Here is a 20,387-nt window from a genome sequence, read left to right as displayed (position 1 = left end):
GGCTCCGTGCAAGCCGGGCCGGACAGAATCGTCCGACGTGTCCGACAACGACAGGCCCCGCCCCGCAGGAGACATCGCCCCGTGCCCAGCGCCTTCAACTTTGCCGCCTCGCCCTTCGACTGCCTGGACGCCGACGAGCGCGACCGGGTGCGCCGCAGCGTCGACATCGAGTATTTCCGCGAGGGCGCGGTCATCCTGGCGCCCGGTCAGGAGCCGACCCATCTGTTTGTGCTGATCAAGGGCCATGTCCAGCAGTGGGACGGCGACGAGCAGCAGGGCAGCTACGGCCCCGACGACTGCTTCGACGGCCGTGCGCTGGTGGCCGGCCGCGCCAGCAGCCGCTTCGTCGCCGCCGAGGAGGTGGTGACCTACCGGCTCGCGAAGGAGGCGGTCTCGGCGCTGATCGCCTCGAACGTCACCTTCGGCGCGCTGCTGTTTTCCGACCTGTCGAACAAGCTGGGGGCGCTGGCCGAGCGCAGCAGCCAGCACGAGCTGCAGTCGCTGACGATGGCCCGCGTCGACCAGGCCTTCCTGCGCCCGGCGCATTTCGTCGATGGCCAGGCCTCGATCACCGAGGTCGCGCGGGTCTTCCAGACCCAGCGCACCACCAATGTGCTGGTCGAGGACCGGGCGGGCGACGCTCCTGGCGACGGTCCGGTGCGGCTGGGCATCTTCACCGTCACCAGCCTGCCCAAGGCCATCCTGCACGGCACGCCGCTGGATCGGCTGCCGGTGCGCGAGCTGGCGAACTTCGACCTGGTGACGGTGCGTCCGGACATGCCGCTGTTCGATGCGCTGGCGCTGATGATCCGCCACCGCATCCACCGCCTGGTGGTGGCCGAGGGCGAGGGCCCGGATCGGCGCATCGTCGGCTTCCTGCAGCAGCTCGACCTGCTGAGCTATCTCTCCAACCACTCCTACCTGATCACGCTGCAGATCCTGCAGGCCGAGAGCATCGAGACGCTGAAGGAGGCCGCCGGCCAGATCACCCGGCTGATCGGGGTGCTGCACCGCAGCGGCACCCGGGTCGGCATGATCGCGCGGCTGGTGCAGGAGCTGAACGCGACGCTGTTCGAGCGCGCCTGGCAGCTGATCGCGCCGCCGGAGCTTGTCGCCAACAGCTGCCTGTTCGTCATGGGCAGCGAGGGCCGCGGCGAGCAGCTGCTCAAGACCGACCAGGACAACGGTCTGGTGCTGCGCCAGGGCTGGACGCCGCCGCCGGAGCTGGATCTTGCGGCCGTCTGCGCGCGCTTCTCGGCGGCGCTGGCCGACTTCGGCTATCCGCCCTGTGCCGGCGGCATCATGATCAGCAACCCCGAGTGGCGCGACGACGAGCAGGCCTTCGCGCGGCGGGTGCGGCGCTGGCTGCTCGAGCCCACGCCCGACCACCTGATGGCGCTGGCGATCTTTCTCGACGCCCACCCGGTCAGCGGGGATGCGGCGCTGCTGCACGGCCTGCGCGAGCAGGTCTGGGCCTTTGCCAGCGACAACGCCGGCGTGCTGGCGCGCTTTGCCGGCGCGGTCGAGGCCTTTGCGCAGCACGGCAGCGGCTGGTGGAGCCGCATTCTCGGTCTGGGCCTGGGCGAGGGCGCACGCGAGCAGCTCGACCTGAAGAAGGCCGGCATCTTTCCGCTGGTGCACGGCGTGCGCAGCCTGGCCTTCGAGCACCGCCTGACCGAGACCGGCACGGTGGCGCGCATCGAGGCGCTGATGGCCGGCGGCCACCTCGAGCCCCGGCTGGGCGCCGAGCTGATCGAGAGCCTGCACTTCTTCATGGACCTGAAGCTCAAGGCCGGGCTGCAGGCGATCGAGCAGGGGCGGGCGGCCGGCTCCGGCATCGCGGTCGAGCGGCTCGGCAGCCTGGACCGCGATCTGCTGAAGGACACGCTGGCGGTGGTCAAGCGCTTCCGTGTCCATCTGCATCACCACTACCGCCTGGAGATGCTGTGATGCTGCCCGACCTGATGGGGCGCGGCTGGCGCCAGCTCTCGCGTGAATGGCAGCGCCGGCGACTGCGCGATCCGGCGCTGGCCTTTCTCTACGAGAGCGCGCCGCCGCAGGAGTGGGTCTCGATCGACTGCGAGACCACCGGGCTGGACCGGCGCCGCGACGAGATCATCTCGATCGGCGCGGTACGCATCGTCGGCGACCGGCTGATGACCAGCGAGGCGCTGTCGCTGCTGGTGCGCCCGAGCCGGGCGATCTCGGCCGACAGCGTGCGGGTGCACCGGCTGCGCGAGCGCGATGTCGCGCAGGGGCTGGCGCCCGAGGAGGCGATGCACCGGCTGCTGCGCTTCATCGGGGCGCGGCCGCTGGTGGGCTACTACCTGGAGTTCGATGTGGCGATGCTCGAGCGCATCCTGCTGCCGATGGCCGGCGTGCCGCTGCCGCAGGAGCGCATCGAGGTCTCGGCGCTCTATCACGACTTCAAGTTCCGCCAGCTGCGCGGCCATGAGCAGGACCGCAACATCGACCTGCGCTTCGACACGCTGATGCATGACCTGGGCCTGCCGCGGCGCGATGCCCATGACGCGCTCAACGATGCGGTGATGGCCGGGCTGGCCTTCGTCAAGCTGCGCCATCTGGTGGGTCTGCCGGGCTGAAACGACGACACCCGGCCGAGGCCGGGTGTCGCGGGGGACCGGGCCGGAGGTCCGCGGACCTCGGGCGGTCAGTGCAAGGCGATCAGTGACCCGAGGCGCCGGCGGCACCCAGGCCGGTTTCCGAGCGGACCTGCTGGGCTTCGAAGGCCGCACGTTCCTGCTGGGCCTGCTTGCTGCGGTCGAGCAGCGAGAAGATCCAGATGCCGACGAAGGCGATGGTCATCGAGAACAGCGCGGGCGAGCTGTACTGGAACCAGGCCGAGCCCTTCGGATTGCCCAGCGTGACTTCCCACACCGAGGGCGACACCACGGTCAGGCCGACCGAGCTGATCAGGCCCAGGAAGCCGCCGATCACGGCGCCCTTGGTGGTGCAGTCCTTCCACAGCACGCTCATGAAGAGCACGGGGAAGTTGGCCGAGGCGGCGATCGCGAAGGCCAGCGAGACCATGAACGCGATGTTCTGCTTCTCGAAGGCGATGCCCAGCACGACCGCCAGCAGGCCCAGCGACAGCGTGGTGATGCGCGAGACCTTCAGCTCGGCAGCGCTGTCGGCCTTGCCCTTCTTGATCAGCGTGGCGTAGATGTCATGCGACACCGCCGAGGCGCCCGACAGCGTCAGACCGGCCACCACCGCCAGGATGGTCGCGAAGGCCACCGCCGAGATGAAGCCGTAGAACACGTCGCCACCGACCGACTTGGCCACCAGCACCGCCGCCATGTTGGCCGTGCCCGCGCCGCCCTTGATGACACCCTTGGCGGTGTCGGCGAACTCGGGGTTGGTCAGCACCAGGGTGATCGCGCCGAAGCCGATGATGAAGATCAGGATGTAGAAGTAGCCGATCCAGGTGGTGGCCCAGAACACCGACTTGCGGGCTTCCTTCGCGTCCGGGACGGTGAAGAAGCGCATCAGGATGTGCGGCAGGCCTGCGGTGCCGAACATCAGCGCCATGCCGAAGCTGATCGCCGAGATCGGATCCTTCACGAAGCCACCCGGGGCCATCAGCGCCTGGCCGATCTTGGCCGGGTCCATCGCCTCGGCCTTCGACGCGGCAGCAGCAGCGGCAGCCACCGCTTCCGGCGTCTGCGCGACCGCCGCGCTGGCGGCAGCGGCAGCCACCGCCGCGGTCTTGGCATTGGCGGCGATCGTGGCCTTGACCTCGACGCCCTTGGCGAAGAGTGCCTCCGGCGAGAAGCCGAACTGCGCCATCACCATGAAGGCCATGAAGGTCACGCCCGACAGCAGCAGCACCGCCTTGATGATCTGCACCCAGGTGGTGGCGGTCATGCCGCCGAACAGCACGTAGACCATCATCAGCGCGCCGACGATGACCACCGCCAGCCAGTAGTCGAGGCCGAACAGCAGCTTGATCAGCTGGCCGGCGCCCACCATCTGCGCGATCAGGTAGAACGCGACCACCACCAGCGTGCCCGAGGCCGCGAAGGCGCGGATCGGGGTCTGCTGGAAGCGGTAGCCGGCCACGTCGGCGAAGGTGAACTTGCCGAGGTTGCGCAGCCGCTCGGCCATCAGGAAGGTGATGACCGGCCAGCCGACCAGGAAGCCGATCGAGAAGATCAGGCCGTCGTAGCCGCTGGCCATCACCGCGGCGGAAATGCCCAGGAAGGAGGCGGCCGACATGTAGTCGCCCGCGATCGCCAGGCCGTTCTGGAAGCCGGTGATGCCACCGCCGCCGGTGTAGAAGTCGGCGGCCGACTTGGTCTTGGCCGCCGCCCACTTGGTGATGTAGAGCGTGCCCGCCACGAACAGGGCGAACATCGCGATGGCGGTCCAGTTGGTCGCCTGCTTGGCGGCGGTGCCCATGTCGGCACCGGCTGCCAGCGCGGCGCCGGCACCGAGGGTGCCCGCCAGCGCGAGGAGAGTCTTCAGCGTGCGGCTCACTTGGAGACCTCCTGCATGATTTCCTTGGTCAGACGATCGAACTCGTCATTGGCCCGGCGCACATAGATGCCGGTGATCACGATGGTGAAGATGATCACGCCCATGCCGATTGGCACGCCCAGCGTGGTCACGCCTTCGCCCATGCGCTGGCCAAGGAACTCCTTGTTGAAGGCGATCAGCGAGATGTAGCCGTAGTACACGACCATCATCAGCAGCGTCAGCCACCAGCCGAAGCTGCTGCGCTTGCTCTTCAGTTCCGCATACTTCGGGTTTGCCCTGATGCGGGCGACCACAGGATCTGACATTTGGTGCTCCGGATTGGAATGGTTGTTGAATATCCGGATTTCAGTCTAGGAAGTGATACTGACCAAATACTGACCGTTTGTTGATATTGATCTTGCTGGCCGGTTTAATGAGTGCTAGGGTTTTTACTAACTATTGATGGGGATCAATGGTTTTGGGGGGTCGATAGTGGCCGCGTAGTTTCTGACATTTTTCTTACTGAAATTGGTGTTTATTGGTACCGCTTTGTGTGTGGTATCTGACCTACTTCTGACAAGCCGCGCCAGCGTCGAGGAAGTCGCGGCGTCACCACGCTGGCGTGGTGGTGCGGCTCTGCCGGATCGTGCTTTTTGCACACATCATGGGGTATGTGATCGCCCCCTTGAGGTCGACCCGGATCCTTGGGCTGTCCACGGACATCTTGCTCCGCTAAAAGAGACTGTTTTTCCATTTCAGGGCGATGCTCGCGCGCCAGCATGGGGGCCTGCATCGCCTGCGGGGTGACCGAGGACGGGAAATTCTCGGTCGGTGACAGGATCAATAACAGGGTTAACCCTCATGAGCGGATTCAAGATCTCGAGTTTGGCGGGTGCCGTCAATGTGATTTCCGGCAAGGAATCAGCAGAAACCCTGACGGGTGGTGATGGCGCTGATGAAGTGTTCGGCTACGGCAGTGCCGATTCCCTGGCCGGTGGTGGCGGGGAAGACACGGTCTGGGGCGGCTGGGGCAACGACACCCTGCTGGGCGGCGCCGGTGCCGATCTGCTGGTCGGCGAGCTGGGCGACGATCTGCTCGACGGTGGCCAGGACGGTGACACCTACCGGGTCAGCGGCAACAGCACGACCGGTTTTCACGGCCACGACACCTACAAGGACAGCGGCACCGACGGCATCGACCGCATCGTGGTGCTGGGCACCGGCGACGTCGACATCGGCATCAAGGGCTTTGCGGCCACCGGCATCGAGGAGATCGACGCCCGGGGCGCGACCGGCACGGTGAGGCTGCTCGACACCAGCGCAGCCAGCCTGATCGATCTGCGCGGCGTGACGATCACCGGCACGAACCTGGTGATCGACGGCGGCAACGGCAACGACACGATCTTCGGCAGTGCAGCGGCCGACACGTTCGTGGCTGGCAGCGGCGACGATGTGCTCGACGGCGCGGGCGGCGGCGATACCTACCGGGTGACGGGCAACACCACGACTGGCTTCCAGGGCTACGACACCTACAAGGACACTGGGACCGAGGGCATCGACCGCATCGTGGCGGTGGGCACCGGCAACGTCGACATCGGCGTGCGGGGCTTCTCGGCCACCGGCATCGAGGAGATCGACGCCCGGGGCACGACCGGCACGGTGCGGCTGCTCGACACCGGCGATGCCAACCTGATCGACCTGCGCGGGGTGACGGTGCTGGGCACGAACCTGGTGATCGACACCGGCAGCGGCAACGACACCGTCTTCGGCAGCGCGGCGGCCGACCTCATCGTGGCGGGCAGCGGCGAGGATGTGCTCGACGGCGCGGGCGACGGCGACACCTGGCGGGTGAGCGGCAATACCACCAGCGGTTTCCAGGGCCACGACACCTACAAGGACACCGGCACCAGCGGTGTCGACCGCATCGCCGCCACCGGCACCGGCAACGTCGACATCGGCCTGAAGGGCAACTTCAGCGCGGCTGCCTCCGGCATCGAGGTGATCGACGGCAGCGGTGCGACCGGCACGGTGCGCATCCTGGGCGAGAGCAGCGCCAACCTGATCGACCTGCGTGGCATCACGATCACCGGCACGAACGTGGTGATCGACGGCGGCAACGGCAACGACACGATCTTCGGCAGCGCGGCGGCCGACACTCTGGTCAGCCACAACGGCGAGGATGTGGTCGACGGCGCGGGTGGCGGGGACACCTATCGGGTGACGGGCAACACCACGACCGGCTTCCACGGCTACGACACCTTCAAGGACAGCGGCACCAGCGGCACCGACCGCATCGTGGCCACCGGCACCGGCCCTGTCGACATCGGCCTGGCCGGTGCGTTCAATGCCGCGGCCACCGGCATCGAGGTGATCGACGGCAGCGGGGCGACGGGCACGGTGCGCATCCTGGGAGACAGCACAGCCAGCGTGATCGACCTGCGCGGCATCACGATCACCGGCACGAACGTGGTGATCGACGGCGGCAACGGCAACGACACGATCTTCGGCAGCGCGGCGGCCGACACCCTGGTCAGCCACAACGGCGAGGATGTGGTCGACGGCGCGGGTGGCGGGGACACCTATCGGGTGACGGGCAACACCACGACCGGCTTCCACGGCTACGACACCTTCAAGGACAGCGGCACCGAGGGCATCGACCGCATTGTGGCGCTGGGCACCGGCAACGTCGACATCGGCGTGCGGGGCTTCGCGGCCACCGGCATCGAGGAGATCGACGCCCGGGGTGCGACCGGCACGGTGCGGCTGCTCGACACCGGCGATGCCAACCTGATCGACCTGCGCGGCGTGACGGTGCTGGGCACGAACCTGGTGATCGACACCGGCAGCGGCAACGACACCGTCTTCGGCAGCGCGGCGGCCGACCTCATCGTGGCGGGCAGCGGCGACGACGTGCTCGACGGCGCGGGCGACGGCGACACCTGGCGGGTGAGCGGCAACGCCACCAGCGGTTTCCAGGGCCACGACACCTACAAGGACACCGGCACCAGCGGTGTCGATCGCATCGAGGCCATCGGCACCGGCAACGTCGACATCGGCGTGCGGGGCTTCTCGGCCAGTGGCGTCGAGCAGATCGATGGCCGTGGCGCGACCGGCACGGTGCGGCTGCTCGACACCGACGCGGCCAACCTGATCGACCTGCGCGGGGTGAGCGTGGTCGGCACGAACGTGGTGATCGACGCGAACTTCGGCAACGACACGATCCACGGCAGCGCGGGCGCGGACACGATCGTCGGTGCCGGCGGCAACGACTGGATCGACGGCGGCGAGGGCGGCGACACCTACCGCGTCACCGGCAACGAGGCCGGTGGCTGGTCGAGCTTCCACAACCACGACACCTGGCGCGACAGCGGAACGACCGGCGTCGACCGCATCGTGGCGGTGGGCACCGGCAACGTCGACATCGGCGTGGCGGGCAACTTCAGCGCGGGGCTCAGCGGCATCGAGGAGATCGATGCACGTGGCGCGACCGGCACGGTGCGCCTCTACGGGGACGGCAGCGCGACGCTGCTGGACTTCCGCGGTGTGACGCTGCAGGGCACGAACATCGTCATCGACTCGAGCCATGGCAATGACACGGTCTACGGCAGCGCGGCGGCCGACACGCTGCTGGCGAGCTGGGGCGAGGATGTGCTCGACGGCGCCGGCGGCGGCGATACCTACCGGGTGACGGGCAACACCACGGCCAGCTTCCAGGGCCACGACACCTACAAGGACAGCGGCACCAGCGACATCGACCGCATCGCTGCCACCGGCACCGGCCATGTCGACATCGGCCTGAAGGGCAACTTCAGCGCCGCGGCCTCCGGCATCGAGGTGATCGACGGCAGCGGTGCGACCGGCACGGTGCGCATCCTGGGCGAGAGCAGCGCCAACGTGCTGGACCTGCGCGGCATCACGATCACCGGCACGAACGTGGTGATCGACGGCGGCAACGGCAACGACACGATCTTCGGCAGCGCCGCGGCCGACACCCTGGTCAGCCACAACGGCGAGGATGTGATCGACGGCGCGGGTGGCGGTGACACGTTCCGGGTGACGGGCAACCTCACCACCGGCTTCCACGGCTACGACACCTTCAAGGACAGCGGCACCGAGGGCATCGACCGCATCGTTGCCGTGGGCACGGGCAATGTCGACATCGGGGTGCGGGGCTTCTCGGCCACCGGCATCGAGGAGATCGACACCCGGGGCGCGACCGGCACGGTGCGGCTGCTCGACACCGGTGACGCCAACCTGATCGACCTGCGCGGGGTGACGGTGCTGGGCGCGAACCTGGTGATCGACACCGGCAGTGGCAATGACACCGTCTTCGGCAGCGCAGCGGCCGACCTCATCGTGGCGGGCAGCGGCGACGACGTGCTCGACGGCGCGGGCGACGGCGACACCTGGCGGGTGAGCGGCAACACCACGACCGGCTTCCAGGGCTACGACACCTACAAGGACACCGGCACCAGCGGTGTCGATCGCATCGAGGCCATCGGCACCGGCAATGTCGACATCGGGGTGCGCGGCTTCTCGGCCACCGGCATCGAGGTGATCGACGGCAGCGGCGCGACCGGCACGGTGCGGCTGCTCGACACCGACGCGGCCAACCTGATCGACCTGCGCGGGGTGAGCGTGGTCGGCACGAACGTGGTGATCGACGCGAACTTCGGCAACGACACGATCTTCGGCAGCGCGGGCGCGGACACGATCGTCGGCGCCGGCGGCAACGACTGGATCGACGGCGGCGAGGGCGGCGACACCTATCGCGTCACCGGCAACGAGGCCGGCGGCTGGTCGAGCTTCCACAACCACGACACCTGGCGCGACAGCGGCACGACCGGCGTCGACCGCATCGTGGCGCTGGGCGCCGGCCATGTCGACATCGGCGTGGCGGGCAACTTCAGCGCCGCGGCCTCCGGCATCGAGGTGATCGACGGCAGCGGTGCGACCGGCACGGTGCGCATCCTGGGCGAGAGCAGTGCCAACCTGATCGACCTGCGTGGCATCACGATCACCGGCACGAACGTGGTGATCGACGGCGGCAACGGCAACGACACCATCTACGGCAGCGCGGCGGCCGACACGCTGCTGGCGGGCAACGGCGATGATGTGCTCGACGGCGCAGGCGGTGGCGACACCTACCGGGTGACAGGCAACACCACGGCCAGCTTCCAGGGGTACGACACCTACAAGGACACTGGCACCAGCGGTGTCGACCGTATCGCCGCCACCGGCACCGGCAACGTCGACATCGGCGTGCGGGGCTTCTCGGCCACCGGCATCGAGGAGATCGATACCCGGGGCGCGACCGGCACGGTGCGCTTGCTCGACACCGGCGACGCCAACCTGATTGACCTGCGCGGTGTGACGGTGCTGGGCACGAACCTGGTGATCGACACCGGCAGCGGCAATGACACCGTCTTCGGCAGCGCAGCGGCCGACCTCATCGTGGCGGGCAACGGCGAGGATGTGCTCGACGGCGCGGGCGACGGCGACACCTGGCGGGTGAGCGGCAACACCACCAGCGGTTTCCAGGGCCACGACACCTACAAGGACACCGGCACCAGCGGTGTCGACCGCATCGCAGCCACCGGCACCGGCAACGTCGACATCGGCCTGAAGGGCAACTTCAGCGCCGCGGCCTCCGGCATCGAGGTGATCGACGGCAGCGGTGCGACCGGCACGGTGCGCATCCTGGGCGAGAGCAGCGCCAACCTGATCGACCTGCGTGGCATCACGATCACCGGCGCGAACGTGGTGATCGACGGCGGCAACGGCAACGACACGATCTTCGGCAGTGATGGTGCGGACACCTTCGTCAGCCACAACGGCGAGGATGTGATGGATGGGGCAGGTGGCGGCGACACCTACCGGGTGACGGGCAACACCACGACTGGCTTCCACGGCTACGACACCTTCAAGGACAGCGGCACCAGCGGCACCGACCGCATCGTGGCCACCGGCACCGGCCCTGTCGACATCGGCCTGGCCGGTGCGTTCAATGCCGCGGCCTCCGGCATCGAGGTGATCGACGGCAGCGGGGCGACGGGCACGGTGCGCATCCTGGGAGACAGCACAGCCAGCGTGATCGACCTGCGCGGCATCACGATCACCGGCACGAACGTGGTGATCGACGGCGGCAACGGCAACGACACGATCTTCGGCAGCGCCGCGGCCGACACCCTCGTCAGCCACAACGGCGAGGATGTGATCGACGGCGCGGGCGGCGGCGACACGTTCCGGGTGACGGGCAACCTCACCACCGGCTTCCACGGCTACGACACCTTCAAGGACAGCGGCACCGAGGGCATCGACCGCATCGTGGCGCTGGGCACGGGCAATGTCGACATCGGCGTGCGGGGCTTCGCGGCCACCGGCATCGAGGAGATCGACGCCCGGGGTGCGACCGGCACGGTGCGGCTGCTCGACACCGGCGATGCCAACCTGATCGACCTGCGTGGCGTGACGGTGCTGGGCACGAACCTGGTGATCGACACCGGACACGGCAATGACACCGTCTTGGGCAGCGCGGGCGCGGACACGATCGTCGGCGGCGCAGCGGACGACCTGCTCGACGGCGGCGAGGGCGGCGATACCTTCCAGATCAGCGGCAACGAGGCGGGGGGCTGGTCCGGCTTCCATGGCTACGACACCTTCAAGGACAGCGGCGCCGGCGGCACCGATCGCATCGTGGCGCTGGGCAGCGGGCCGGTCGACATCGGCCTGCGCTCCTGGGTCGACACCGGCATCGAGCAGATCGATGCCAGCGGCGCCGCCGGCACCGTCCGGCTGCTGGGCGACACCGGCAACAATCTGTTCGACTTCCGCAGCACGACGCTGACCGGCGCCAATCTGGTCATCGATGCGAACCGGGGCCATGACACCGTCTTCGGCAGCGCCGGCGACGACACCATCGTGGCCGGTGCGGGCGACGATCTGCTCGACGGTGGCGACGGCAGCGACACCTACCGCGTCACCGGCGGCGTCTACGGCAGCACCGAGTTCATGGGCTGGGACACCTGGGCCGACACCGGCCTGGATGGCACCGATCGCATCGTCGCGATCAGCGCCGGCAGCATGGACATCGGTGTGCGCGACCTGTCGGCCGGCGGCATCGAGATCCTGGATGTCCAGGGGGTTGCGGGGCAGGCCCGGCTGCTGGGCACCAGTTCCGACGACATCATCGATCTGAGCGGCACGACGGTGCAGGGCAGTCTGCTGATCGACGCCGGTGGCGGGACCGACCTGGTGCTGGGCTCGTCCGGCAACGACACCCTCCTGGGCAGCGGTGGCGCCGATTCGCTGGCCGGCGGGGCAGGCAACGATGTCTATCGCATCGGCCGCGATACCAGCCTGGACGTGATCTGGGATTGGGACGACACCGAGGGCAACCAGGATGTGATCGAGTTCGATGCCGGCATCAGCGCCGAGCAGCTCTGGTTCCAGCGCCTGGACGGCTTCCTCGAGGTCACGATCCTGGGCACCTGGAACCGCATCTACCTGATGGACTGGGACACCGATCCGGCCGCGCGCATCGAGGTCTTCCGCACCGCCGATGGCCGCACGCTGCAGGCCGCGCAGGTCGACACGCTGATCGAGGCGATGTCGGCCTTCGCGATGCCCTCGATCGGCACGACCACGCTGCCGGCTGACCATCAGACGGCGCTGCAGCCGGTGATTGCGGGTACCTGGTCTTCCTGAATGTAAAAACCATGTCCTGAGTGATGCATGTCAGGCAGATGTTCGCCGGGCGGTCCAAGATGTCCGTGACAAACGGACGCAAGGACCGGCCGCAGGCGGCATCTGACCGCTCTTCGCGCGCTGGCCGCAAACCCCCTCGGGAGAGAAGGAGACAAGCACATGGCAGCACTCGTGCATGACGAACCCTGGGTGGACTGGATGCAGTCCTGGTCCCCGGCCGGCTGGCTGGGCATGGCGAACCGGGCACCGGCCGCCTCCGCCGATCTGGTGCGCCGGCGCCAGCGCGACCTGCTCGAGCATGCCCGTGCGCACAGCCAGTTCTACCGGCGCCATCACGGCCGCCATCCCGGCGCGCTGATGCCGGCCTGGCAGGATCTGCCGCCGGTCGACAAGACCACGCTGATGGCGAACTTCGACCAGTGGGTCACCGATCCGGCGATCACCCGCGCCGGGGTCGAGGACTTCCTGGCCGACCGCTCGCGCATCGGCGAGGACTTCCTGCGTCGCTACGCGATCTGGACCAGCTCCGGCACCAGCGGCGAGCCGGGCATCTTCATCCAGGACAGCGGCGCGCTGGCGGTCTACACCTCGCTGCTCGAGAGCCGCATGGATCGCCGCTTCGCGACCCAGCGCTGGTGGCCGATGGCCGCCAGCGGCGCCTTCGGTCCGTGGGGGCTGCAGCCGCGCAGCGCGCTGGTGGCCGCGCTCGACGGCCATTACGCCAGCGTCTCGTTCTGGCGCCGGCAGTGCCGCTTCAATCCGGTCTCCGGCAGCGCCTCGCGCGCCTTCTCGGTGACGCAGCCGATCGAGGAGATCTGCGCCGGCCTGCAGGAATGGCGGCCCGCCTTCCTGGCCAGCTATCCCAGCATGCTGGCCGAGCTGGCGCGCCAGCAGCAGGCCGGGCGGCTGCGGCTCACGCCCCTGGCGCTGTGGGCTGGCGGCGAGGGCCTGCCGGCGAGCACCCGCGACTGGATCGAGTCGGTCTTCGGCGCGCCGGTCATCAACGACTACGGCGCCTCCGAGTGCCTGAGCATCGCCTTCGAATGCCCGCACGGTCGCATGCACCTGAACGACGACTGGGTCGTGATGGAGCCGGTCGACGCCGATGACCGGCCGGTTGAACCCGGCACGCCGTCGAAGGCGGTGCTGCTGACCAATCTGGCCAACCGGGTGCAGCCGCTGATCCGCTACCGCCTGGGCGACAGCGTCACGATGCATCCGGACGACTGCCCCTGCGGCAACCACCGGCCGTCCTTCACCATCGAGGGCCGCGGCGACGACACGCTGCGGCTGCGCGACGCGCGCTCGGCCGAGGTGCGGCTGTCGCCGCTGGCGGTGACCACCGTGCTGGAGGAGGGGGCCGACCTGCACCGCTTCCAGCTGCTGCAGACCTCGGCCGATGCGCTGTCGCTGCGGCTCGACGACAGCCTGAGCAGCGATCCGGCGCGCCTGCGCGAGCGGGCGCTGGCGGTGCTGCGCGACTATCTGCGCCGCCAGGGCCTGCCCGAGATCAAGCTCAGCGTCGATGCCGCGCCGCCCAGTGTCGACCCGGCCAGCGGCAAGCTGCGCCAGGTCATCGTGATGGCGGACTGATCAGTCGCCCTTGAAGCCGCTGCTGCGCACCACGCCTGCCCAGCGGCGCGCCTCGGCCACCAGCAGCCGCTCGGCTTCGGGCCGCGAGCTGCCGGTGATCGAGAAGCCCGCCTCGCCCAGCTTCGTGCGGGTCTCCGGATGCTGGAGCGCGCCGACCGTCTGGCGCTGCAGCAGGTCGAGCAGCGCGGCCGGCGTGCCGGCGGGCGCCATCAGCATGAACCAGGCCGAGACATCCAGCGCCGGCCAGCCGGCTTCAGCGAAGGTCGGCACCTCCGGCAGCGCGGCCAGGCGCGCGGGCGCGGTGGTGGCCAGCGCGCGCATGCGGCCGCCGCGGATCTGCGCCAGGCCCAGCGCGGTCGACACGAAGGCACCGGCCACATCCCCGGCGATGACCGCGGTCACCGCGTCGCCGGTGGCCCGGTAGTGGACCGGCTCGACCGTGAAGCCGGCGGCCTCGCCGAGCATGTCGGCGGCGAAATGGCCCGGCGTGCCGGCGCCGAAGGTCGCCAGGTTGGTGCGGTCGCCCCGCGAGCGTGCAGCCTTGACGAAGGCGGCCATCGTGGCGTGCGGCGAGCTGGCCGGCACCACGAACAGGAAGTCCGAGCGCACCGCCTCGCTGATGCCCGCCAGCTCGCGGGCCGGCGCATAGGGCAGCTTCTCGAAGGCGGCCGGCGCGATCGCGATCGAGCCGACCTCGCCCAGCAGCAGCGTCGTGCCGTCGGGCGCTGCCCGCGCGACGGCCTGGGCGGCGATCTGGCCGCCGGCGCCGGCGCGGTTGTCGACGATCACCTGCTGACGCAGCTGCTCGGCCAGACGCTGCGCCAGCAGGCGCGCGACCATGTCCGGGCCGGTGCCGGGCGGAAAGCCGACGATCAGCCGGATCGGCCGGTCCGGCAGACCCTGGGCCGAAGCGATCGGCCCCCAGGCGGCGAGCGGGGTCAGGGCTGCGGCCGCCAGCAGGCGGCGGCGGGCGAGAGCGGTCATGCGCGGGTCTCCTCGGTCTGGACAGGACCGGAGTCTGTGCGCCGTGCCGCCGTCCTCCTGTCGTCCGGGAGGTCGACAGGGTCAACCCGCAGCGGCCGGTGCGGGTTCAGTGCGGCGAGTGACCGAAGCGGGCGAACAGCTCGCTGCGGAAATGCAGCCCCAGCCGCTCGAAGGCGCGCGCCCGGTAGGTCTTGACGGTCGACAGCGTGAGCCCCAGGTCGGCGGCGATGCCGTCGTGGCTCCAGCCGCGCAGCAGCCGCTCGCAGACATCGAGTTCGCGCGGGGTCAGGGCCGCGCAGGCCTGCAGCAGCCGCTGGCGCGGATCGGCGGCCGATGCCGGTGCATGGGGGCGGCGCGCCAGCGCGAGATGGCGCTGCACGCTGGAGCGCACCAGCGGCGCCAGCATGGCCAGCGTGTCCTGCTCGGTCGGCGTGAAGCGGCCCTGGTGCTCATGGTGGTAGAGATTGATCGCCAGCAGCGAGCCGTCGGGCTCGACGCTGGCCACCGACAGCCGCTCGACCACCCGGTGGCGGCGGTAGATCAGTTCGCGGTGCGCCGGGCTCGGGGCCTCGTCGCCGTGCATGCGCAGCACCTGCGGCCCTGTGGGCGATCCGCCGGGACGCAGCCGCGCGAAGCTGCGGTCCTGCCGGTACAGGCCGGCGTCCCGGTAGGCGCGAAAGCAGTCCTGCGTCGCGTCCTCCACGCCCCGGCTGGCCGACAGGTGCAGTTCGGGCGGCAAGTCCTGCGGATGCAGCCGGTAGACCGACCAGGAGGCCGCCCGCACCGTCTCGTTCAGGGCGGCCAGCGCGCGGGCGGCGAAGTCCTCGCGGCCGATCGCGTCGATCAGGCCGGTCAGGGCGGTCTGCACATGCGGGGCGGAGAGATCGGTCAAGCGCTGTCATCCTCAGGGTGGACACAAGGCCGGGGCCGGGCGACCGATGATCGGATCCCCGCCCGGACCGGAGCCCGATGATGACACCCGCCCCCTTTGCCTGCCCACCCGGCCTGACCCCGATGGCGCATCTGCGCTGCGAGGTGGGCGCCCTGGCCAGCCTCGGTGCCGCGCCGGCCGGCGAGCGGCGTTTTGTTCCGCTGGGCGCCGGCGAGGTCAGCGGGCCGGAGCTGTCGGGCACGCTGGTCGAGGGCGGCATCGACTGGCAATGGATGCGCAGCGACGGCGTGCTCGAGATCGCCGCGCACTACGTGATCCGCGCCGACGACGGCGCGCTGATCGAGGTCCGCAGCGAGGGCCTGCGCCACGGCCCCGCCGAGGTCATGGCCCGGCTGGCCGCCGGCGAGGCGGTGCCGCGCCAGGACTATTTCTTCCGCACGCTGGTGCGCTTCACCACCGGCGCGCCCGCCTGGGCGCATCTGAACCGGGTGATGGCGCTGGCCACCGGCGAGCGCCGCGCCCGCCAGGTGCTGCTGGACCTCTACCGCATCAGCTGAGCGGGCCGAGGCGCTCGGGCCCGCCAATGACATCGTCGGCGCGCAGCCGCGCGATCTCGTCCTCGCCGTAGCCCAGCTCGCGCAGCAGCGCCGGCCCGTGCTCGCCGATCGAGGGCGGCGCGTGGCGCAGCGGCAGGCGCTGGCCGTCGAGCGCAAGCGGCAGCAGCGGCAGGCGCGTCTCGACCGGCTGGCCGGCGCCGCTGGCATCGGCCGGCAGCGTGACCGGCGCCAGGCCGCCGGTGGCCGCCAGGTGCGGATCGTCGAAGAGCTCGTGCGGGCGCACGATCGGCGCGTAGGGCAGGCCGATGCGCTCGAAGCGCGCCGACAGCTCGGCCGCGTCGAAGCCGCCGAAGCGCTCGCGCAGCAGCGGCAGCAGCCACTCGCGCGCGCGCACCCGGTCGTTGTTGCCAGCCAGGCGGGCGTCGTCCTTCAGGTCGCTCCAGCCGAAGGCCTCGCACAGCAGCGTCCACTGGGTGTCGCTGACCGCGGCCAGGAAGATCTGCTCGCCCCCGGCGACCTCGAACACGTCGTACAGCCCCCAGGCGCTGATGCGCGCGGGCATCGGCGCGGCCGGGCGGCCGGTCACCGCGAACTGCATCATGTGCTGCGCCATCAGCAGCACGTTGTTCTCGAACAGCGCGCTCTGCACCTGGCGGCCGCGGCCGGTGCGCTCGCGCTGGGCCAGCGCCGCCAGCACGCCGATGGCGCCGAACAGCCCGCCCATGATGTCGTTGACCGAGCTGCCCGCGCGCAGCGGCCGCCCCGGCGGGCCGGTCATGTAGGCCAGGCCGCCCATCATCTGCACCACCTCGTCCAGCGCGGTGCGGTGCTCGTAGGGGCCGGGCAGGAATCCCTTGTGCGAGACATGGATCAGCCGCGGATTGAGCCGCTCCAGCACCTCGAAGCCCAGGCCGAGCCGCTCCATCGTGCCGCTCTTGAAGTTCTCGCTGAAGACATCGGCGCCGGCGGCCAGCCGCAGCACGATCTCGCGGCCGCGCGCGCTCTTCATGTCGAGCGCGATGCTCTTTTTGTTGCGGTTGAACATGCCGAAGAAGCCCGCGCCCGAGCCCAGCAGCCGGCGGGTGTTGTCGCCGGCCAGCGGCTCGACCTTGATCACCTCGGCGCCCAGGTCGGCCAGCACCATGCCGCAGCTCGGGCCCATCACCATGTGGGTGAACTCGATGACCCGCACGCCGGCCAGCGGCAGCGCGTCGTCGTGGCCCGGGGTCGGGGCCGCGCTCATGCGGCCTCCGGTGCGGTGGTGACGCCGGCCGGCCGGCGGCCGTCGGCGTAGACGAAGCCCGGGGGCAGTCCGGCCTCGGGCGTCATGCCGTGCAGCGGCTCGCCCGGCAGACCGGCGCGCAGCACCTCGCGCGCGGCCATCAGCCGCTCCAGGTCGATGCCGGTGTCCAGGCCCATGGCCTCGAGCATGAAGACCAGGTCCTCGGTGACCACATTGCCCGAGGCGCCCGGTGCGTAGGGGCAGCCGCCCAGCCCGCCCTGCGAGCTGTCGAAGGTGCGCACGCCCGCATCCAGTGCCGCCAGCACATTGGCCAGGCCCAGCCCGCGAGTGTTGTGCAGATGCGCGGCGCCCAGATGCCGGCCGATCGCCGCATGGACCTGGCGGAAGCGCCGGCGCACCTGCGCCGGGTCGGCCATGCCGGTGGTGTCGGACAGGCCGACCTCGTCGGCGCCGGCCTCGACCGCGGCGGCGGCCAGCCGCACCACCTCGTCCTCGGCCACCGGGCCCTGCAGCGTGCAGCCGAAGGCGGTCGACATGCCGACCTCCAGCGCCACGCCGGGCGCGACGCGGTCGCGCAGCCGGGCGATGGCGCGCAGCTCCTCGAGCATCTGCGCGCGGCTGCGGCGCACATTGGCCTGCGAGTGCGCCTCGCTGGCCGACAGCGGCAGCGTCAGCTTGTGGGCGCCGGCGGCCAGCGCCGCCTCGGCGCCGCGCAGATTGGGCACCAGTGCCATCACCGTCCAGCCGGGGCGCGTGACCGCATGGCGCACCACCTCGGCCACGTCGGCCATCTGCGGCAGGCGCGAGGCCGGCACGAAGGAGCCGACCTCGATCTCGCGCACCCCGGCGGCGTGCAGCGCGTCGATCCAGGCCAGCTTGGCGGCGGTCGGCATCACCGCGGCGAGGCTCTGCAGGCCGTCGCGCGGGCCGACCTCGCTGATCAGCACCGCCGGAGCGGCGGGAGACAGGAGGGGCATCGGGAATCCTTCGGTTGTTCTGTAGAATGAAACATGCGTTTCAATGAACGATCAGGATCATAGCCGATGCCCCGCAAGTCCACGAACCCGTCGGTGGCCGACGAGGGCGCCGCACCCGGCGGCACCGCGGCGGTCGACCGCGCGCTCAGCCTGCTGTCGGCCTTCCGGCCGGGCGACCGCGCGCTGGGCGTGACCGAGCTGGCCGAGCGCACCCGGCTGCACAAGAGCACCGCGCTGCGGCTGCTGAACTCGCTGGCGCATGCCGGGCTGCTGGTGCGCGACGAGACGGGCGGCTGGTCGCCGGGGCCGGAGATCGACCGGCTGGCGCAGGTGCGCGCGGCGGCCTTTCCGCTGGAGGCGGTGGCGCTGCCGCTGATGCGCGCGCTGGTGGCCGCCACCCAGGAGAGCGTGGCGCTGCATGTGCGCTCCGGCGCGCAGCGGCTGTGCCTGCTGCGGGTGGATTCGCCGCATCTGCTGCGCGACCATGTGCGCGCCGGCGACCTGCTGCCGCTGGAGCGCGGCGCCGGCGGCCGGGTGCTGCTGGCCTTTGCCGGCGAACCCGGCGCGCTGCACGAGCAGATCCGCCGGGAGGGCTATCTGCTGCGCACCGGCGACCGGGTGGCCGGGCTCACCGGCATCTCGGCGCCGGTGTGGCGCTCAGGCGCGGCCGGCGCCGCGCCGGTGCTGGTGGGGGCGCTGACGCTGACGGTGCCCGAGCCGCGCATGCGCCCCGAGCTGGTCGGCGCGCTGCGCGAGACGGCCGCGCGGCTGAGCGCGGCGCTGGGCGCGGGCTGAGCTTGGGAGGTGGGCGTGCAGGGCCGGCCTCAGCCGGCCACGGCCGGCCGCACCTCGATCACCCGGCGCGCGGGCCGCTCCGGTCGCTCGGCGCGGGCGCGCAGCTGGCCGCAGCCGGCGTCGACGTCCTGGCCGGCGGAGCGGCGCAGGCGGGTGAGCACGCCGCGCTGGTTGAGCCAGCGCGCCATCTCGGCGGCGCGCTCCCAGCTCGGGCGGCGGAAGCCGCTGCCCTCGACGCTGTTGAACGGGATCAGGTTCATCATCGCGTACTTGCCCGCCAGCAGCTCGGCGATGCCTTCGAGCTCGTCGTCGCCGTCGTTGACGCCCTCGAGCAGCGTCCACTGGTACTGGATCGGGTACTGGGTGGCGCGCGCGTAGTCCTCGGCCAGGCGCACCAGCTCGGCCGGGGCCAGGGCCGGTGCGCGCGGCAGCAGCTCGGCACGCAGCGCGGGCCGCGTGGTGTGCAGCGACAGCGCCAGCGCCGGCTTCACGCGCCCCTGCGGCAGGCGCTCGAACACCCGCAGGTCGCCGACGGTGGAGAACACCAGCTCCTTGTGGCCGATGTTGCCGGCGGTGCCGAGCAGCTCGATGGCGTCCATCACCTCGTCGAGGTTGTGCGCCGGCTCGCCCATGCCCATGAAGACCACGCGGCGCACGCCCTTCAGGCCGGGGCGCTGCTGCCGCGCCAGCGCCACCTGCGCGACGATCTCGGCGCTGCCGAGCTGGCGCACCAGGCCGCCCTGGCCGGTCATGCAGAAGCGGCAGCCCACCGCGCAGCCCACCTGGGTGGACACGCACACGCCGCCGCCCTTGGGCCCCGCCGGCAGCAGCACGCTCTCGACCATCTGCCCGTCGCCCAGCCGCACCAGCAGCCGCGCCGAGCCGTCCTCGCCCGGATGGCTGGCCTGCAGCCGCGCCAGCCCGGCCAGCTCCTCGCGCAGCGCGGGCAGCGCTTCGAGCAGCGGCTTCGGATAGAAATGCTCGGGCGCATGGGCGCCCCGGTCATGCGGGTGGGCCTGCGCCCAGTGGCGCAGCACGCGCTGCACATGGGTCGGTCCGGCGCCCAGGGCGTGCAGTCGGGAGGTGAGGTCGGGGAGGCGCATGGGCGTGATTGTCGATGATGCCGGGCCGCCGCCGGACCGGCGGGCACACCGGCATCA

At 70.6% G+C, this 20,387-nt stretch carries 13 protein-coding genes; 6 read left to right on the top strand and 7 right to left on the bottom strand.

What is annotated here, in order from left to right:
• The first annotated feature begins 81 nt into the window (after window positions 1–81).
• Together HZU84_RS07865 and HZU84_RS07860 are read left to right on the top strand one after the other, a co-directional pair.
• On the top strand, window positions 82–1,950 hold the full coding sequence (locus tag HZU84_RS07865) for a DUF294 nucleotidyltransferase-like domain-containing protein (RefSeq protein ID WP_149503784.1): 1,869 nt from the start codon (window positions 82–84) through the stop codon (window positions 1,948–1,950).
• Complete coding sequence (locus HZU84_RS07860; RefSeq protein ID WP_149503783.1) at window positions 1,950–2,603, top strand: 3'-5' exonuclease; 654 nt, start codon at window positions 1,950–1,952, stop codon at window positions 2,601–2,603. The genes HZU84_RS07865 and HZU84_RS07860 overlap by 1 nt, the downstream gene beginning before the upstream one ends.
• 82 nt (window positions 2,604–2,685) lie before the next feature.
• Here the strand turns inward: HZU84_RS07860 and HZU84_RS07855 are convergent, their stop codons facing one another.
• Together HZU84_RS07855 and HZU84_RS07850 are read right to left on the bottom strand one after the other, a co-directional pair.
• Window positions 2,686–4,500 carry a cation acetate symporter gene (locus HZU84_RS07855; protein ID WP_149503782.1) on the bottom strand — a complete coding sequence of 605 codons (1,815 nt, stop codon included), beginning with the start codon at window positions 4,498–4,500 and terminating at the stop codon, window positions 2,686–2,688.
• Window positions 4,497–4,805 carry a DUF485 domain-containing protein gene (locus tag HZU84_RS07850; protein WP_037484535.1) on the bottom strand — a complete coding sequence of 103 codons (309 nt, stop codon included), beginning with the start codon at window positions 4,803–4,805 and terminating at the stop codon, window positions 4,497–4,499. The genes HZU84_RS07855 and HZU84_RS07850 overlap by 4 nt, the downstream gene beginning before the upstream one ends.
• Before the next feature lie 535 nt (window positions 4,806–5,340).
• On the opposite strand from HZU84_RS07850, the gene HZU84_RS07845 reads away from it, so the two are divergent.
• Complete coding sequence (locus HZU84_RS07845) at window positions 5,341–12,186, top strand: calcium-binding protein (protein WP_149503781.1); 6,846 nt, start codon at window positions 5,341–5,343, stop codon at window positions 12,184–12,186.
• A 159-nt stretch (window positions 12,187–12,345) separates the two neighbouring features.
• Complete coding sequence (locus tag HZU84_RS07840; protein WP_149503780.1) at window positions 12,346–13,779, top strand: phenylacetate--CoA ligase family protein; 1,434 nt, start codon at window positions 12,346–12,348, stop codon at window positions 13,777–13,779.
• Here HZU84_RS07840 and HZU84_RS07835 read toward each other — a convergent pair whose 3' ends face one another.
• Window positions 13,780–14,763 (bottom strand): Bug family tripartite tricarboxylate transporter substrate binding protein, encoded by a 984-nt coding sequence (locus tag HZU84_RS07835; RefSeq protein ID WP_149503779.1) that lies wholly within the window; start codon window positions 14,761–14,763, stop codon window positions 13,780–13,782.
• Window positions 14,764–14,869: 106 nt separating this feature from the next.
• Complete coding sequence (locus tag HZU84_RS07830; RefSeq protein ID WP_149503778.1) at window positions 14,870–15,655, bottom strand: helix-turn-helix transcriptional regulator; 786 nt, start codon at window positions 15,653–15,655, stop codon at window positions 14,870–14,872.
• 80 nt (window positions 15,656–15,735) lie between these two features.
• On the opposite strand from HZU84_RS07830, the gene HZU84_RS07825 reads away from it, so the two are divergent.
• Window positions 15,736–16,212, top strand: coding sequence for a DUF3237 domain-containing protein (locus HZU84_RS07825; protein WP_244954275.1), 477 nt, complete (start codon window positions 15,736–15,738; stop codon window positions 16,210–16,212).
• Here HZU84_RS07825 and HZU84_RS07820 read toward each other — a convergent pair.
• Together HZU84_RS07820 and HZU84_RS07815 are read right to left on the bottom strand one after the other, a co-directional pair.
• Window positions 16,205–17,455, bottom strand: coding sequence for a CaiB/BaiF CoA transferase family protein (locus HZU84_RS07820; protein ID WP_149503776.1), 1,251 nt, complete (start codon window positions 17,453–17,455; stop codon window positions 16,205–16,207). The genes HZU84_RS07825 and HZU84_RS07820 overlap by 8 nt on opposite strands.
• Window positions 17,452–18,432: a hydroxymethylglutaryl-CoA lyase gene (locus HZU84_RS07815; RefSeq protein ID WP_149503775.1), complete on the bottom strand. Its 981-nt coding sequence runs from the start codon at window positions 18,430–18,432 to the stop codon at window positions 17,452–17,454. The genes HZU84_RS07820 and HZU84_RS07815 overlap by 4 nt, the downstream gene beginning before the upstream one ends.
• A gap of 66 nt (window positions 18,433–18,498) precedes the next feature.
• On the opposite strand from HZU84_RS07815, the gene HZU84_RS07810 reads away from it, so the two are divergent.
• Window positions 18,499–19,227: an IclR family transcriptional regulator gene (locus tag HZU84_RS07810; RefSeq protein ID WP_149503774.1), complete on the top strand. Its 729-nt coding sequence runs from the start codon at window positions 18,499–18,501 to the stop codon at window positions 19,225–19,227.
• A gap of 29 nt (window positions 19,228–19,256) precedes the next feature.
• On the opposite strand, the gene HZU84_RS07805 is transcribed toward HZU84_RS07810, so the two are convergent.
• The gene (locus HZU84_RS07805) at window positions 19,257–20,330 is read right to left on the bottom strand and encodes an RNA methyltransferase (RefSeq protein ID WP_149503773.1); all 1,074 of its coding nucleotides are present in this window, start codon (window positions 20,328–20,330) and stop codon (window positions 19,257–19,259) included.
• Between the last annotated feature and the right edge of the window lie 57 nt (window positions 20,331–20,387).

The organism is Sphaerotilus sulfidivorans (genome assembly GCF_013426975.1).
In the GTDB taxonomy this organism is placed as follows: domain Bacteria; phylum Pseudomonadota; class Gammaproteobacteria; order Burkholderiales; family Burkholderiaceae_C; genus Sphaerotilus; species Sphaerotilus sulfidivorans.
Note: the sequence above shows the minus strand (reverse complement) of the source record. Positions and strands in the feature narration are given on the sequence as shown.